At 35.9% G+C, this 16910-nt stretch carries 19 protein-coding genes; 8 read left to right on the top strand and 11 right to left on the bottom strand.

The features are described 5' to 3' along the window. The first annotated feature begins 45 nt into the window (after positions 1–45). Positions 46–528 carry a DUF721 domain-containing protein gene (locus tag O5633_RS10975; protein ID WP_269609751.1) on the top strand — a complete coding sequence of 161 codons (483 nt, stop codon included), beginning with the start codon at positions 46–48 and terminating at the stop codon, positions 526–528. Between the two features lie 11 nt (positions 529–539). Here O5633_RS10975 and ubiE read toward each other — a convergent pair whose 3' ends face one another. Both ubiE and hisF read right to left on the bottom strand, forming a co-directional pair. Beyond that, on the bottom strand, positions 540–1238 hold the full coding sequence (ubiE, locus tag O5633_RS10970) for a bifunctional demethylmenaquinone methyltransferase/2-methoxy-6-polyprenyl-1,4-benzoquinol methylase UbiE (RefSeq protein WP_269609750.1): 699 nt from the start codon (positions 1236–1238) through the stop codon (positions 540–542). 80 nt (positions 1239–1318) lie between these two features. Further along, positions 1319–2089, bottom strand: a complete 771-nt coding sequence (hisF, locus tag O5633_RS10965) for an imidazole glycerol phosphate synthase subunit HisF (protein ID WP_269609748.1) — start codon at positions 2087–2089, stop codon at positions 1319–1321. A 54-nt stretch (positions 2090–2143) separates the two neighbouring features. Here hisF and O5633_RS10960 point away from each other — a divergent pair, with 54 nt between their 5' ends. Together O5633_RS10960 and chlG are read left to right on the top strand one after the other, a co-directional pair. Then, entirely contained in the window at positions 2144–2365 is a 222-nt protein-coding gene (locus O5633_RS10960) for a DUF2862 domain-containing protein (protein WP_269609747.1), read from the top strand. A gap of 15 nt (positions 2366–2380) precedes the next feature. Further along, a complete protein-coding gene (gene chlG / locus O5633_RS10955; protein WP_269609746.1) occupies positions 2381–3331 on the top strand; it encodes a chlorophyll synthase ChlG in 951 nt (316 codons plus the stop codon). A gap of 72 nt (positions 3332–3403) precedes the next feature. On the opposite strand, the gene O5633_RS10950 is transcribed toward chlG, so the two are convergent. Further along, complete coding sequence (locus tag O5633_RS10950) at positions 3404–4720, bottom strand: 16S rRNA (cytosine(967)-C(5))-methyltransferase (RefSeq protein WP_269609745.1); 1317 nt, start codon at positions 4718–4720, stop codon at positions 3404–3406. A 222-nt stretch (positions 4721–4942) separates the two neighbouring features. On the opposite strand from O5633_RS10950, the gene O5633_RS10945 reads away from it, so the two are divergent. Both O5633_RS10945 and trmH read left to right on the top strand, forming a co-directional pair. Continuing rightward, entirely contained in the window at positions 4943–5947 is a 1005-nt protein-coding gene (locus O5633_RS10945) for a porin (protein WP_269609744.1), read from the top strand. A gap of 176 nt (positions 5948–6123) precedes the next feature. Beyond that, positions 6124–6813, top strand: a complete 690-nt coding sequence (gene trmH / locus O5633_RS10940) for a tRNA (guanosine(18)-2'-O)-methyltransferase TrmH (protein WP_269609743.1) — start codon at positions 6124–6126, stop codon at positions 6811–6813. Between the two features lie 21 nt (positions 6814–6834). Here the strand turns inward: trmH and O5633_RS10935 are convergent, their stop codons facing one another. Then, positions 6835–7593 (bottom strand): ABC transporter permease, encoded by a 759-nt coding sequence (locus tag O5633_RS10935; RefSeq protein WP_332299679.1) that lies wholly within the window; start codon positions 7591–7593, stop codon positions 6835–6837. 166 nt (positions 7594–7759) lie between these two features. Between O5633_RS10935 and O5633_RS10930 the strand changes: the two genes are divergently transcribed. Further along, positions 7760–7951, top strand: a complete 192-nt coding sequence (locus O5633_RS10930) for a hypothetical protein (RefSeq protein ID WP_269609741.1) — start codon at positions 7760–7762, stop codon at positions 7949–7951. A gap of 16 nt (positions 7952–7967) precedes the next feature. Here O5633_RS10930 and lepA read toward each other — a convergent pair whose 3' ends face one another. Then, the gene (lepA, locus tag O5633_RS10925) at positions 7968–9779 is read right to left on the bottom strand and encodes a translation elongation factor 4 (RefSeq protein ID WP_269609740.1); all 1812 of its coding nucleotides are present in this window, start codon (positions 9777–9779) and stop codon (positions 7968–7970) included. 84 nt (positions 9780–9863) lie between these two features. After that, on the bottom strand, positions 9864–11354 hold the full coding sequence (locus tag O5633_RS10920; RefSeq protein WP_269609739.1) for a malate:quinone oxidoreductase: 1491 nt from the start codon (positions 11352–11354) through the stop codon (positions 9864–9866). Between the two features lie 74 nt (positions 11355–11428). On the opposite strand from O5633_RS10920, the gene O5633_RS10915 reads away from it, so the two are divergent. Next, positions 11429–11674, top strand: coding sequence for a NifU family protein (locus tag O5633_RS10915; RefSeq protein WP_011294385.1), 246 nt, complete (start codon positions 11429–11431; stop codon positions 11672–11674). Between the two features lie 377 nt (positions 11675–12051). Here the strand turns inward: O5633_RS10915 and O5633_RS10910 are convergent, their stop codons facing one another. The 4 genes from O5633_RS10910 to O5633_RS10895 form a co-directional block, all read right to left on the bottom strand. Further along, entirely contained in the window at positions 12052–12186 is a 135-nt protein-coding gene (locus O5633_RS10910; RefSeq protein WP_269609738.1) for a hypothetical protein, read from the bottom strand. Between the two features lie 12 nt (positions 12187–12198). Then, positions 12199–12867 (bottom strand): hydantoin utilization protein A, encoded by a 669-nt coding sequence (locus O5633_RS10905; RefSeq protein ID WP_269609737.1) that lies wholly within the window; start codon positions 12865–12867, stop codon positions 12199–12201. Between the two features lie 182 nt (positions 12868–13049). Further along, positions 13050–13286, bottom strand: a complete 237-nt coding sequence (locus tag O5633_RS10900; protein ID WP_269609736.1) for a photosystem II reaction center protein PsbN — start codon at positions 13284–13286, stop codon at positions 13050–13052. A gap of 478 nt (positions 13287–13764) precedes the next feature. Further along, positions 13765–13902, bottom strand: a complete 138-nt coding sequence (locus tag O5633_RS10895; RefSeq protein WP_269609735.1) for a hypothetical protein — start codon at positions 13900–13902, stop codon at positions 13765–13767. Between the two features lie 178 nt (positions 13903–14080). On the opposite strand from O5633_RS10895, the gene O5633_RS10890 reads away from it, so the two are divergent. After that, positions 14081–15292, top strand: a complete 1212-nt coding sequence (locus O5633_RS10890) for an aminotransferase class V-fold PLP-dependent enzyme (protein WP_269609734.1) — start codon at positions 14081–14083, stop codon at positions 15290–15292. Here O5633_RS10890 and O5633_RS10885 read toward each other — a convergent pair. Continuing rightward, a complete protein-coding gene (locus O5633_RS10885; protein WP_269609733.1) occupies positions 15285–16814 on the bottom strand; it encodes a UDP-N-acetylmuramoyl-L-alanyl-D-glutamate--2,6-diaminopimelate ligase in 1530 nt (509 codons plus the stop codon). The genes O5633_RS10890 and O5633_RS10885 overlap by 8 nt on opposite strands. Positions 16815–16910 lie beyond the last annotated feature (96 nt).

Here is a 16910-nt window from a genome sequence, read left to right as displayed (position 1 = left end):
TTAGCTAGATTTAAGCACCAACTCATCAATAGTGTCTAATTAAAATTGAATTTAGAAAACTTAACGCATAAAACAAAAGCAAAAAGAGAACAGTCAATATATACATGCTTAGAGGAAATAAAGTCTTCATGGAAAGGGAGTGTCGGAGGCCTTATTCAGGATTGGGTAGAAATAGCTGGGGAACAACTCGCATTGAATTGCACACCACTTAACATTCAAAATAAAGTTTTAACGATTGGATCAAGTCACCCGCAGTGGAGACAAGCGCTCCAATACAATCGTATGGAGTTAATTGAATCTTTAAATTCCTATGGATATCAAATAAAAGAAATTCGGATTAGACAACATTATCCTATTGATTTGGTCACTAAAGAAAGTGAAAAAGACATATGGGAAAAACATCCAAGTAGAACTGATAAGAATGGAATTGCAAATTGCCCTTATTGTAAAGTTCCTTCTCCCAAGGGAGAAGTTAAATTATGGGGTAAATGTAGTTTTTGTAGAAGAAAAGAATTGAGAATAGATTGAAAAACTTGGTTTTAAGCTTCAAGTAATAAAATCCCCATCTGCCCCTTGGCTAATGTTTGGTATTTTGCTTTTTTAAAGCCAACAGAAAGTGCCATATGAATTTGTTTTTCGCCTGAAGGGAAGTTAACTAAGCTTTTTTTTATATATGAATATTCTTTCCCCAAGCCGAAAAGAGATGAAATTGGAACAACATAAAAACTTAAGTAAATTTTTTGGAATAGACCTTGAATGGAAGGCCCTTCAAAAGATCTAAAATCTAATATTCCAGCTTTGCCTCCTGGTTTCAAAATCCTCAAAGCCTCTTTAAGCCCCGCATAAGGACTTGAAAGATTCCTTAAGCCATAGGCCATTAAAAGGCCATCAAATTGATGTGAAGTGAGATTTGTCTCAAGAGCATCGCGATTTATCCATTCAATTGAAGAATAATTTTGCTTAGATCTTTCTCTCGCAACTAATAATGCTTGAGAGGCTGAATCTATTCCAGTAATATTTTCAGAACTCTTCATATATCTAGCCAAAAGTATTGCCATATCTCCTGTTCCACAGCAAAGATCTATCCATTTTTGTCCAAAAATTGGATTTAGAATATTCAATAGTTTTCTTTTCCATAGCCTATGTAATCCAAAGCTAAAAATATCATTTAAAAAATCATATTTTGAAGAAATTGAATTAAACATTTCCTCGATAGCTTTAGTATTACCAGGTCTCATATAAGTCTAAGGAGTTCTTTACTCGCAAATAAAACTTAATGCAAAGAAATTTATTTTATATCTTTTAGTGCAAATATTAATCATTCAACTGGTCTGATAAGTAAATTTTCCTTAATTAGATATTCTTTTATTTCGCTGATAGTTAATTGTCCATCATGCAATAGGGATGCCAAGAGAGCAGCTGAAGATTTCCCAAGAGTAAAAGCCTCTTTAATGTGTTTCAAGCAACCAGCCCCTCCTGAAGCTATTACAGGAATTGGAACCTTTTCAGCAATAGATTTTGTCAGTTCGATGTCATATCCATTTTGAGTTCCGTCACCATCCATGGAAGTTAATAGGATTTCTCCTGCTCCTAGCTCAAATACTTTTTCTGCCCATTCAATCGCATCCAAACCAGTATTATTACGTCCACCACTCACATAAACGTCCCACTTATTAGGAATATTTTTGTTCTTTTTTGCATCTATTGCAACAACAATACATTGAGATCCAAAACGATTAGCCCCTTTAGAAATCAACGAAGGGTCTTTAACAGCACTGGAATTTAAACTTACTTTGTCAGCTCCTGCTCGTAACAATTCATTTATTCCATTTATAGAACTTATCCCACCTCCAACAGTGAAAGGAATGGTTACCGCTTCTGATGTTCTTCTAACCATATCAACCAAAGTTGATCTTTTCTCGTGCGTAGCTGTTATGTCTAGGAAGACCAATTCATCGGCTCCAGCCTTGCTATATCTACATCCAAGCTCAACCGGATCACCTGCATCACGCAATCCTACAAAGTTAACCCCCTTCACTACTCTTCCATTTGAAACATCAAGACAAGGGATCAATCTTAAAGCAACCATGATTTTTAAACAGGGGAACTGTTATGGTTGCCCAAACTTAAGCATTTTGATGCCATGGCTAAGCCAACCTCCCTTTCAAGGATAGGTTCAAAAATTAAAATCAATATTGAACGTGTAAGAGATCGCATACCTTCTTATTTGATCAACCAACTATCTGAGGATCCAAGAGGTACTGTAATCGATTACAAGATGACTGATGGTAGAGGTGGCATTGGTGTGGTAATTAAAATGAATGATGGAAGCAAACATTGGTTCTTCGAAGATGAACTTTCTTAACCCTGAGATAAAAAAGTGAGCGATGCTAGGCAACTCCTTGGAATAAAAGGAGGTTCTGAAACAAAAAACATTTGGAAGCTTCGTTTGCAATTAATGAAGCCAATCACATGGATTCCTTTGTTATGGGGAGTCATTTGTGGAGCAGCTGCCAGTGGTAATTTCCACTGGGAATTAAGCAACGTTCTTGCTTCGATCAGTTGCATGTTTATGAGCGGGCCACTCTTAACTGGATACACGCAAACAATAAATGATTACTTTGATAGAGAAATCGATGCAATAAATGAACCTAATAGACCAATACCTTCAGGGGCAATTTCACTTTTTCAAGTGAAATGTCAAATTTGGGTTCTATTAATAGCTGGTCTTGGAATTGCATATTTATTGGATTTATGGGCACATCACACTATTCCTTCAGTCCTTCTTCTAGCATTGGGAGGTTCATTTGTAAGTTTTATTTACTCAGCACCACCTTTAAAACTTAAACAAAATGGTTGGCTTGGGAATTATGCACTTGGTGCAAGCTACATAGCTCTTCCTTGGTGGGCTGGACAGGCTCTATTTGGACATTTAACATGGACAACTGCTCTTCTTACTCTTGCCTATAGCTTGTCAGGCTTAGGAATTGCTGTAATTAACGATTTTAAAAGCGTGGAAGGGGATAAGAGCCTTGGGCTTGAATCACTTCCTGTTGTTTTTGGTATTAAAAATGCAAGTCGTATTAGCGCAGGAATGATAGATATCTTTCAACTGGCAATGGTAGTAGTTTTAATAGCGATAGGACAACATTTTGCATCTGTCATTCTGGTTTTACTTATAATTCCTCAAATAACATTTCAAGACATCTGGCTATTGCGTGATCCATTAAGTTTTGATGTTAAGTATCAAGCAAGCGCACAACCATTTCTGATTTTAGGAATGCTTGTAACTGCAATTGCCATAGGACATAGTTCCTTAATCAGTTTATAAAATTAATTATTAAATCTTAAAACAAGATAAAAACTATTAAAAAAAAATACATTTATAGTCCATATACTTACATTAATTTTTTAATTTATTTAAAACAGCAATATAAAAACCATCTCCATTATCTTCCTCTCCAGGCCAAATCTGTTTTTCATATTCCAATAAAAACTCAGGTTTTAATTGAAGAAAGTTTTTTATCTGATTAAAATTTTCTTCAGGATGAATAGTACAGGTGGAATAGATCAGTGTGCCTCCACTTTTTAATAAAGGAGCTAACGATTTAAGTAAATGACTTTGAACAGCGACAAGCTCCTGAATATTATCTTGATTCATTCTCCATCTTGCATCAGGGTGGCGAGCAAGAGTACCCAATCCTGAGCATGGCGCATCAATAAGTATACGATCAAAAAAACTTTTCCAATCAGGATTTTTGAGTAATAGCTCATTAGAATCAGCAACCAATATTTGCAAGCATTTAGTCCCAAGTCTCTCTGAGTTAGCTAATATTTTTTTTGATCTTCTGGATGATCGATCAACAGACCAGACCTTGCCCTCATTGTTAATTAATTCAGCAATATGTGTTGATTTTCCGCCTGGTGCAGCACAAGCATCAAGAATCTTTTCTCCAGGCAAAGGTCCTAATGATGGGGCAATTAGCTGTGAAGATCTATCTTGTACACTCCATTTCCCTTCTTCATAACCGGGCCATTTCCTAGGTTCACCGACACCAGCTCGAACTTCTAATCCGTAAGGACAGTTTGATATCACTTGGGTATGAATACCACAGGAATCAAAAATTGCTTTTACTTCTTTTAAATCTGCACGCAATTTATTCACTCTTATATCAATAGGACTAATGCAATTAAATGCTTTAGCAATCTTCTTAGCATCTTCAATTCCCTTCCAATTAATCAATTCACTTGCCAACCAAAGAGGAAGAGATTCGTTTTTTGCTAATTCTAAACTCGGATTCTTCAATTCAGGTAACAGGAGACCTCTCTTTTGGCTTCTAAGAGCAGATCGCAAGATTCCATTAACAACAGGTGCCAGTTTTTTTAAATGATGCTTTTTCGCAAGTTCTACAGTTGTGTTAATTGCAGCAGATGGAGGTATTCGCTCCATTTTTAAAACCTGATAAAGCCCAAGATGCAATAGCCATCTTAATAAAGGAGGTTGTTTTTTAGCGGGTACTTTTCCTAAATAATCAATCCAACAATCTAAAAAATATCTTTGGCGAATTGCACCATAAGAAAGTTCAGTTATCAAGGCTTTATCTATCGACTTAAAAGAATAAAGATTAAAAACCCTTTCCAAAGCAACATCTGCGAATGCACCTCCACCTACTGCTTGGATAACCTCCCAAGCAGCTTTTCTGGCATCTAAGCCTTTCATGGATGACAGGTTTTTACTCAAAAGAGATCAATTGAAAAACAGTTGACAGTAAAGTGTTTACCGAGACAATCATAATTCAAGGGATCCAAAAGTCTTTTACTGCAATGACTTTCAAAGGAATAGCTCGTACTAGGCCAACTCAAAAGGTGTAACATAAGATACTTTTAACCTCATACTGCAAACGTTAAATTTGATACAACTTCTTTAATGTGTGAGGACACTATGAAGCTTTTTTCACGATTATTAGTAGCTCCAGCAGCTTTGGGTCTTATGGCTCCTGTTGCAGCTAATGCAGATACTGCCTTTTCATCAACCACAACTCTTGGTGGTTCAGCTGTTTTCACAACTGGTTCAGTTGCTGATGGCGGAACATCTGATACAGAAGAAGAGCTTTATATGCAGTATGCATATACTCTAGATGTAAATTCTAGCTTCACTGGCGAAGACCTTTTCTCTGCAGGCATCGTAGCTGGTAATGCTAGTGGCCCACTTGCAAGCATGGATAGTGCTGAAACAGGTGGCCTAGATGTTCAGTCTTTATTTTACAACTTCCCTGTTGGCGATCTTTCAGTAACTGTTGGACCTTTGGTTGATCAGGATGATGTTGTTGCTGCAACAACTTCTGCTTATTCAGACGCTTTCAGACTAGGCAGCATGCCTTATTCTTTGGCTGGTAACGAAACTGGTCCTGGAGTTGGTGTTGCTTACTCTAACGATAACGGCGTAGTTGCTTCTGTAAGTTTCGTTTCTGTTGGTGGTGCTGATTCAACAGTAGGAATCGGCGCTGATGATGGTGATGATGTTTCAACTTTCACTCTTGGCTATAACGGCGACGGCTTTGGTGGCGGTCTGGTAATCGCTTCTAACGACGGTGAAGGCGGAACAGCTGGATACGACACATTTGGTGGTGGTATCTACTACAGCCCAGAGTCAATTGATGCAACATTCAGCGTTGCTTATGACACAACAGATCCAGAAACAGGTGCTGATGCAACCGACTTGTTCGTTGGTGTTGACTACGAAGTTGGTCCAGGAACATTAAGTGCTGCTTACAACTCAACTGATGTTGATGGTAGTGATTCTTTAGATTCAACAGGATTTGAAGTTTCTTACACTTATTCATTGAACGACAACGTTACACTTACTCCTGGTTTCTTCACTGTTGAAGATACAAGTACTGGTGATGACGACACTGGTGTTGTTGTTGAAACTGCATTTAGCTTCTAAATTTATTAGAACCTAAATTCTTTTACTTAAATAAAAAGCTCCTGTCCATTGGCAGGAGCTTTTTATTTGGAGATTTATCAAATATTTTTTAAAATCACTAATATATATTTTTTATATATGAAATAAATACCACTATCATCATAAAAAAGCTCCTACTGTTCCAAAAGTTATAAGAAATGCCTCTACTACCTAGACGTTTTGAACGTATAAAATCAGTACTAAACAAGAGGATTTCGGATCTCACAGTCTTAATTGAGAATGTTGAAAAGCCTCATAATCTCTCAGCGATAATACGAAGTTGTGATGCAGTTGGTGTTCTTGAGGCATATGCTGTTTTCAACAAAGAAAAGTTTTTAACATTTAATAGCACGGCGCAAGGAAGTCAAAAATGGGTCCAAATAAACCAATATAAAGAGACCACTGAGGCAATAAAAGTTCTTAAGAAAAGAGGGTTTAAATTATATGGCACGAACTTGAATCCAAAATCAATTGACTATAGAAAATGTAATTTCAAAGGGTCAACAGCATTTGTACTAGGTGCCGAGAAATGGGGTATCAGTGAAGAAGCCGCGAGTCTAATGGATGAGCATATTCATATTCCAATGAGAGGTATGGTTGAATCTTTGAATGTATCAGTTGCAGCATCGGCATTATTATTCGAAGCGCTAAGGCAACGTCAAGTAGCCAATATAATTCCTGAGTCTGGAGAGGGTATGAGCCAAGAAACATACAAAGAAAAGATCTTCGAGTGGGCTTACCCCGAGGTTGCTCAATGGTGCAAAAGTGAGGGCAGAAAATATCCAGAACTTAATGAAAAAGGTGAAATCATGGATGATCTCCCAAGAACAGAAAAAATGAGATACTAAATTCCAAACCTCAAGTATGATTTAATCCTGCAAACTAGTTTCACTGAAAAATTTCTCTAAACCTTCTCCAATAAAAGATAATCCCAACACTAAAACGAACATAGCCATACCAGGATAAATCGCTGTCCACCAAATGCCAGTAGGCAATGCAACTAATGCCATATTTAAATCACTTCCCCATTCTGGAATATTTTCAGGAAGACCTAATCCAAGAAATCCTAATCCTCCAAGCACCAATACAGCATCTGCAGCATTAAGTGTTAAGACCACAGGTACAGAAGTAAGAACGTTTTTAAGAAGATACTTTCTTATTACCCACAAAGGGGAAGCTCCCATTGATATTGCCGCCTCAATATAAAGTTCTGATTTAACCTGTGAAGTCTGGTTTCTTATAAGTCGAAAATATTGGGGAATATAGACGACGCACAATGCTATTGATGCATTCAATATGCCTCTACCCAATAAAAATGCCATCACCACTGAAAGAAGAAGGACAGGGATTGTATAAAGAGTATCCATGAAAAGCACCAGAATCCTATCCAAAAGCCCACCAATATAGCCACTCAAAAGTCCCAAAGGTATGCCTACCAGAACAGCAAGAGATACGGCAACAAAAACAACCTGCAAAGCAACTCCACTCGCAGCTAAAGTTCTAATACAAACATCTCTTCCTAGTCGATCGGTTCCACACCAGTGATCTATGGATGGAGCCGAAAAAATCGGATTCCCTAACCCAAATTCACCATCAGGTACAAGCTTTAAAGAGATTAATAGTGGCATGAAAATAGAGATGCCTATATATACGGATAAAATTATCAGCCCAGCGAAAAATAACCGTGTGGACAAATTCTTTCGTCTTATAAAATCTCTCAGATTCAATGATCAAATAATAAAACCTAATTAAATTTAGCTGTAAAAGGTAGAAAATTAAAAAAAAATTGCTTAAATGAATGAATACATACAATTTAAAATGCATTTAAGAAATGATGGTCTCACCGTAGGGGAGCTTTCAATAACCATTGCAGCTTTAATAATTATAGGTTTTATATGGACAAATTTAACCAAAGAAAAAGGGAATCAGGAAGTATCGATGTTCATAACTAATTCAAGCGAGATAAGCTATACAAAACAAACATAGATCATAAAAACAACTATTAATCATTATTTAATTTCAATACAGCCATAAAAGCCTCTTGAGGAACATCTACTTTCCCCATTGACTTCATTCGTTTTTTACCTTTTGCCTGTTTCTTCAACAATTTCTTTTTTCTAGAAATATCACCCCCGTAGCACTTTGACAAAACATCTTTTCGTAATGCACTAATACCTTCACTTGCAATAATTCGACTCCCAATAGAAGCCTGCAAAGGAATCTTAAATTGTTGTTTCGGAATAAGTTCTTTTAATTTCTCAACAAGTCCTTTACCGACACCATAAGCGTTATCTTTATGAACAATTGTCGTTAAAGGGTCTGCTCTCTCTGAATTAATTAAAACATCTAATCTTACTAAATCATTTTCTCTATAACCAATCAAGTGATATTCCATAGAAGCATATCCCTTAGTTCTACTTTTCATCTGATCAAAGAAGTCTGTCACAACTTCTGCTAAAGGTATTTCATAAATAAGAGTGACTCGATCAGTCGTTATGTACTTCATATCAATAAAGTCTCCTCTTCTATCCTGACAAAGTCCCATCAAAGTTCCGTTGTAATCATTAGGAGCATAAATTTCCATTCGGACATAGGGTTCTTCTATGGTTTCACGTTTTTGAGGGTCTGGGAGTGTAGCGGGATTATCGATCATCAAAACTTCTCCATCAGTCATTTTCACTTTATAAATAACTGAGGGTGCAGTAACAATCAAATCCAAGTCATATTCGCGTTCTAAACGCTCTTGAACAATTTCCATATGTAATAAACCTAAGAATCCACAACGAAAGCCAAATCCCATTGCGCTACTAGTTTCAGGTTCATATTTCAATGCAGCATCGGATAGCTGTAATTTATCTAGAGCCTCTCTGAGATCTGGATATTGATCTGCATCAGTGGGGAACAACCCACAAAAAACCATTGGTTTGGCTTCTGTGTAACCTGGTAGAGCTTCTCCAGCAGGTCTATCCTGCAACGTGATCGTATCCCCGACTCTTGCATCAGCAACTGCTTTGATTGAAGCTGCTAAATATCCAACTTCCCCTGCATGAAGAGAATTTACTTTTACTTGATCAGGAGCCATAACGCCTATTTCGTCTAACTCATAACTTTTTTTACTAGCCATAAGTAAAACCTTGTCTTTCTTACTTATGCCACCACTCATGATTCTGAAATAGACAATCACCCCTCTGTAAGGGTCGTAATAAGAATCAAAAATAAGTGCTTTTGTAGCTTGGTCAACATTATCTTTTGGAGAAGGTATTCTATCTACTACTGCTTGCAATATTTCTGGAATACCAACCCCTGTTTTAGCAGAACAGGAAATTGCCTTAGATGTATCTAAACCAATAATTGATTCAATCTCATTTTTGATTTTCTCAGGATCAGCGCCAGGTAAATCAACTTTATTAAGAACAGGAATAATTTCTAAATCATTTTCCAAGGCGAGATAAACATTGGCCAAAGTTTGAGCTTCAACTCCTTGACTAGCATCAACAACAAGCAAAGCACCTTCACAAGCCTGCAATGAACGACTCACCTCATAAGAAAAGTCAACATGGCCAGGAGTATCTATCAAATTCAGGACATATTCCTCTCCATCATCCGCTTTATAATTCATCCGAGCAGCCTGTAATTTTATAGTTATTCCTCTCTCTCTCTCAAGGTCCATATTGTCCAAGAATTGTTCTTGCATGTCTCTAGAGGAGACAGTGCCAGTGTCCTGAAGAAGCCTATCTGCCAAGGTTGATTTACCATGGTCAATATGAGCAATTATGCAGAAGTTCCTCAGACGAGAAATGGGCACATTAGTCATGCGAAAGCAATTAAAAGAGCAAGATCTTCATTTATCAATTCCATTCTGAATAAAGATTAAATATAGCTCACCAGTACTAAAGTTTTAAATTAATTTAAGTAAGAAATCGTTTCTTTTGCGAATTGCCAAAAGTGCATCTTGATTTGAATTAATATCTGTCCCAATGCTGGGGAAAAGCTCTAACATTTTATTTTTCCATTTGGTTGATTTCATTTTTTTCTGCCAGCACCGGTTTAAAACTTCAATCATGATTGTTACTGCTGTGCTTGCGCCAGGAGAAGCCCCAAGCAAAGCAGCTAAAGATCCATCAGATGAAGTAACAACTTCTGTCCCCATTTTTAAAACACCGCCTTTAGAGGTTTGTTTAATTATTTGAACACGTTGTCCTGCAATTGAAAGCTTCCAATCATTAGCTGAAACCTTAGGAAGAAATCTTTTTAAAGTTTCTATTCGATCCTCATTTGTTTGTATTAATTGATTTATTAAGTACTTGCCTAGATCTATATTGTCTAATCCTGCTTGCAACATAGAGAAAAGATTAGTTGTTTTGATGGATCTAAATAAATCCAATTTTGATCCATATTTTAAAAAATTTGAACTAAATCCTGCAAACGGACCAAACAAAAGAGATCTTTTTCCATCTATCCATCTTGTGTCTAAGTGAGGGACAGACATTGGTGGTGCTCCAACTGCTGCGTTTCCATAAACTTTTGCATTATGTGTTTTTGTTAATTTCTCCTCATCACATATCAACCATTTACCGCTGACAGGAAACCCTGCATATGACAATCCTTCAGGAATTCCCGATTTTTGCAAAAGGGATAAAGCTCCTCCTCCTGCCCCAAGGAAAACAAACTTTGATCTTACAATTCTATTTTTTTTTGCTCCTTCTAAAGATAAATACCAATCTCCTTGACTATCTTGCTGAAGATTCTCAACATTAGTAGAGTAGTTAATCTCAATAGATTTCTTCCCTTCAATTTGATTGATATATGAACGAGTTAAATTGCCAAAATCAATATCAGTCCCTCTTTTAATTCTTGTCGCAGCAATTTTTTCATTCTCTTTTCTACCATCCATAATTAATGGAATCCAATCTTTTAATTCCGCATAATCCTTGGTGAATTCCATTTGTGCAAAAGCCGCATGAGAACTCAGTTCAGAAAACCTTTTTTTAAGCAAAGAAATATCTTTTTCTCCAAAGACAAGGCTGATATGTGGCAAATTATTTAAAAAGTTTTCTGGCACCAATTTCCCTTTTTCTACCAACGATGCCCAAAACTCCAAGCTTTGCTCAAAGGATTTATTTATTTCAAAAGCTTTGGTAGTAATAAGAGAGCCATCCTTTTGGATTGGAGTATAATTAAGCTCACAATTAGCCGCATGTCCTGTTCCAGCATTATTCTTGGAGCAGCTACTTTCCAAACCAGCAGAAGATAATCTTTCAACAACTAGCAATCGTAAATCTGGCTCAAGCTCATGCAGAAGAACTGCAAGAGTTGAGCTCATAATTCCTGCACCTACTAATATTGCGTCATAAGTATCTTCTGATTCTGAGGAACTAGTATTAAACAAAATCTTTATCAAGATTACATATAGAATATCCTGCAATTAACTAAGCTAAGCAAAATCAAATTAAGTAAACCGAAATGAGTGACGAAACTCTTGCATTGACGACAGAAAACGTTGAAAAGGTTCTTGATGAATTAAGACCATTTCTCATGGCCGATGGAGGAAATGTAGAGATCGCTGAAATAGATGGACCAATCGTCAAAGTTAGACTTCAGGGCGCTTGCGGAAGTTGCCCAAGTAGCACTATGACTCTAAAAATGGGTATTGAAAGAAAGCTAAGGGAAATGATTCCTGAGGTTAGCGAGGTAATACAAGTTTTATAAATCAACTTTCTCTTTAACCTTTATTATTTAATCTAGAGAGCTTAATTCCCTCTTAATTGCGGACTTGTAATTAAGACAATCTAAAGGGAGACCATTATAAATGAGATAACCTATTGGAGCCATTAAACCAACTGTAAAAATAAGATTAGATACTTCTAGCCCTATGTTTCTTAGCAAAAAAGTTATTCCATATATCCCTAAAAGATAAACATGAAGAATCAAAAATTCTTTAATATTTTGAACAGGCCATCTAAAAATAGAACCTAAGAAAAACAAAATACCTTTCATCAATCTTATTTATAGTTGAATGATCATACATAATCTTTAATCATTTTTACTTACAAATATGTATCTAAAGATGAAAAATGATGTATCAATTAATTTTTGAATTTTGATTTATTTAGAGAATATTCTTTTTTCAGCTTTCTCATTCTTCTTGCCCATATTAGTGTCGCAATAACAACCCATAAAAAGAAGCCACCCAAAGCAAGAAGGCTAGCTGTGAAGTTCATAAAGAAAGACTTTTAAAAAGTTAGAATCGAAGTCTTTTGAAGCCAAAATACTCCTATCACTATTGATAGTGCTCCTATTGAACGCATCAAAAAAGGATAAAACATTTTATTCGCTTTACTAGTTGCGAAAGAAATACCTAAAACAACACATCCCATTGCGAAGACTGATCCAAGTAAATATGCAAATAGATAAGCCACCGCTCCAAACAAAGGTAATGCCAATGCAGGAATAACTGCAACCAAATGACTAGCGCCAGCAAACCCGTGCAAAACTCCTAATCCCGTTGCGGCATGAGTATGACTGCTATGAAGTTTATTTCCAGGTGAATGGAAATGAAAATGTTTATGAGACTTTTCTTCTCCATGCATATGCTGATGCATGTGAATATTTACTTTCAAAGAAGTCCTAATAGCTAGCCCCCCCACAATCAAAAGGCTTATACCAACAAGAAACTCTGCATAAGAAGACAATAATTCAATGTTAATTAAATCCTTAGCTAAAATCGCTATTAATAAAAGGATCAAAACCCCTGCTGAGTGTCCAATCCCCCATGCCAACCCATCAATTAAAGCTACTCGGGGTTTTCGTATAGACGAAGGAGCCATTGCTACCATATGGTCTGCTCCACTAACTACGTGTACTGCCCCTGCCGCAAATCCAGTTAATGTGCTGATCAACATTTGAGCTGGTCAGATGAATTTTTTTTCAGAATCTTCATGAAAAAGATATGGGCTTCATCAAATGGATCAATTTTATGACCGTATAAAATTAATATTACATCCCAGTAGAGTGATTATATTGATGAATTTTTTTTATAACTGAAATTTTCATCAAAAGTGTAGATATATCCTTACTTTATTTTTTACGAAATTTGATCCTTTTGAAGTTTTCCAGACATCTCATAGGCCTCTGAGCTTCCACCATGTCCATGAGCAATACCTAATTCATGCATTTTTGCATGTTCATCGATGGTATATCTGAGCTCCTTTGAGCCTGAACCGAATGTCGAATAAACTCCATAGGCTACTGAGCCAGCTAGTAAAACAACTATTCCTCCTATAAGAATCAACAAGGTTGGATCAGTAGTTGAGGTTTCCATTCGCTTTGTTAATTAATTAACATAATCCTACTGTATGAATAAAGACATCGAGAGCTAAAAAAGGAAACTACTTAAATTGGCCCAATACAATCTTTAGCTTGGTTAATCAAAAAGTATTTATAGTTAACTGATTTAAAAATGATAAATACTTTAGAAATAAATTGATAACAACAAATTGTAAAAATTAATTTAATTCCTATTTATATGATTAACTTTTTTCATAATTAAAGAATTGATCAACGTATTATTAGAGAGTAGAATTATAAGCTAAAAGCCCGAAAAAACCTAAGATCAAAAGGATGCTAGCAATCCTGCTAAAAGTTACAGGACCAAAATCAATTTTCATTTTAAGACTTAATTAGGAATCGCATCTTAATATAAAAGCTACAAAAGGTGAAGTGGCTTAAAATGGAAAGTAATTCAAAAGTTCAATAGAAATATGATTTTCACTAATTTGCTCGATGGGACCAAAATCTAATCAAGATTCACTCTTTTGATTGTTAACTTCCAAATGATGCTCATAAGCATCAATCTCTTTCTCACTTTTTTTTATTTGCCCATCGAACATTACCACCCATTCTTGAGCTTTGATTTTTTGTTCTTTTTTGATATTCATAGACCAATTAAAAATCAAATGCAATCATACTTTAATAACGTACTTTATGATTTAAAATCTCTCCTGAAAATGATTAAGAATGGTAGACGTTTAGGTTCACACAACTAAAAGATATAATTAAATTGGTAAGTTGGCAAAAAAAAGATATTCTTAGTTACTACATCAAAAGATAAACGATATGTCACCAATATTGTTCAAAGACAATATGCCCGCTCTACAAAATAAAGACTATTTTAATTATGGAGGTCAAGGTCCACTCCCAACTCAATCATTAAATGCAATAAATTCGAGTTGGCAAACAATTCAAAACTTAGGTCCATTTACAAATGACGTTTGGCCATACATTACTAAAGAGGTCATAACTACGAAAAATCTTATAGCAGAGATTTGCGCTATTCATCCTAAGAGAATTGCTTTTACTGAAAATGTCACCTCCGGTTGTGTCTTACCTCTACTAGGCCTGCCATTTTCTAATGGTGATAATTTATTACTTGGCGATTGTGAACATCCAGGGATAGTCGCAGCATGTAAAGAGTTAGCTCGAAAAAAGAATCTAACAATCGCCATACTTCCCGTATCAAAATTATGCAATGGTAACGACAAGAAAGATGAGACATATAAAGAAGTACTTAGATTAATAGATAAATATCTACAAAAAAATACAAAGCTCGTTGTTCTCTCACACCTCCTTTGGAATACAGGACAAATTATGCCGATTGAACTCATTTCCAAAAGACTTAAAGAGCATTCAAGCAAACCTTATTTATTAGTTGATGCTGCTCAAAGTTTTTGTCACATACCAATTAAAGGTGCTTGTGACAATGCGGACATATATGCGTTTACAGGACATAAATGGGCATACGGGCCTGAGGGACTGGGAGCTGTTGCTCTTTCAACAAGAGTTCTAGAAGAGTCAAGCCCAACATTAATTGGCTGGAAAAGCTTAAAAGCTGAAGAAGGCATATATGTCAACAATAAAACTCCTTTTCATTCTGATGGCAGACGTTTTGAGATAGCGACTTCTTGTGTCCCTCTTTTAGCTGGTCTAAGGAGCTCTCTAATAATGCTAATCAATGAAGGTCATGAGACTGAGCGCTTTTGTAAGATTAAAAGCCTCAGCGCTATCCTTTGGAAAAAACTAAACCAAATCAAAAACATTGAACTTGTTTTAAACAATCCTCCACCTGCAGGAATTATAAGTTTCACTATTAATGGAATCAATTCTCCGGAAGAGGTTGTCAACTATCTTGGTAAAGAGAATTTATGGATAAGAGTTCTCGAAGATCCCAAATGGCTTCGTGCTTGCGTTCATGTCACAACAGATTTAAACGAGATCGATAATCTTGTTATTGGTTTAAAAAATTACATCTCGACTAAGCAGTCTAAATAAAATTTGTTTTTAAACATAATGCTTTTCTAGCTTGTTCACGATCGTCAAAATAAATTGTCTGATCTTTTAAAATTTGATAATCTTCATGACCTTTTCCTGCGATTAAAATAACATCGTTTTTATTGGCTTTTGCTATGGCCAGTTGAATTGCTATGGATCTCTCTGGCTCAATAGAAATTTCAGAATCAAAAGTTATGCCCTTTTCAATATCTTTAATAATTTCGCTTGGGTCTTCTTGCCGAGGATTATCAGATGTTACAACTACATAATCTGCAAACTTAGCAGCTACTTCCCCCATCTTAGATCTTTTACCTTTATCTCTGTTACCACCACAACCAAAGACACAAATTAATTTTTTTTTCGTCAATGATCTCGATGCTATTAAAGCATTTCGCAAACCATCCGGTGTATGTGCATAATCTACTATCACTAGTGGATAGCCGTCTTTGACTTTAAATCCATCCATATTTATCAGTTGCATTCTCCCTGGTACTCCAGGGAACTTGTTCAAAGCTACCAAAAGATCATTTAACGGGAGTCCCCTTTGAACTAGAATTCCTACTGCTTGCAAGATATTCATTAAATTAAAATCACCTATTAGTGGTGAAAAAAATTTTTCTACTCCAAAGGGCGTATGCAATTTTCCCTTATATCCATCTTGCATAATTCGAAGATTAGTAATATATAAATCTGGTTTCTCTTTGGCTTGAGAGTTCTCTTTTAGTGAGCATGTCCAACATTTTTTGTTTAGCTCTTTTGCTAATTTCGCACCCCATTTATCGTCTATATTAACCACTGATCTAGGGCTATTATCGTTTGTTAAATGTGCTCGGAACAAACTAGCTTTAGCCTCAAAATAAGATTCCATTGAATCGTAATAATCTAAATGGTCTCTTGAAAGATTTGTAAATATTGCTCCACTAAAATCACATCCAGCAACTCTATTCTGAGACAAAGCATGTGAACTTACTTCCATTGCTGCATATTCAATTCCTGCCCGAACAGCTTTACTAAGTTGTTCCTGCAAAGGGACAGCAAAAGCAGTTGTATATTTTGAGGTTTTCTCATAGTTAGGCCATCGATTAATTAATGTTCCAAACAAGGCGGTTGGATAGCCAAGAGAAGCAGTCAAAAATTCAATTAAAAATGATGTAGTCGTTTTGCCGTTAGTACCCGTGACACCTATCAAACAAATCTCACTAGATGGCTTACCCCAAAAATCAGCAGCTAATTTGCCAATAAATAATGATACGGGATCCGGAATAATAACTACGGGGTCTTCATTAGTTGGCGGATTTAAAATAGAAGCCTTTTTACTAATCATTGCAGCACAAGCACCTCTCTCAATTGCTTTTGACCAATAGGTCCCTCCATCAACTTTTTCACCGTCTAAACCTAAGAACAAATCACCTTTTTCGATTTCTCTAGAGTCACATGAAAGATTTTTTATTTCTGGATTCACTAACCCTGGAGGGACTTGAAGATTAACTGCTTCTAATAAAGTGTGTAAATAACGCGACAAAACAAACCTCTGATGATGAAAAATCAATGAAATATCATTTCAAGTATAAAAAGATCTGCATAATTTTCACCAGAAAATAAATCTATTTATGATTCT

It is taken from the genome of Prochlorococcus marinus str. MIT 1013 (assembly GCF_027359395.1).
Taxonomy (GTDB): Bacteria; Cyanobacteriota; Cyanobacteriia; order PCC-6307; family Cyanobiaceae; genus Prochlorococcus_B; species Prochlorococcus_B marinus_E.
Note: the sequence above shows the minus strand (reverse complement) of the source record. Positions and strands in the feature narration are given on the sequence as shown.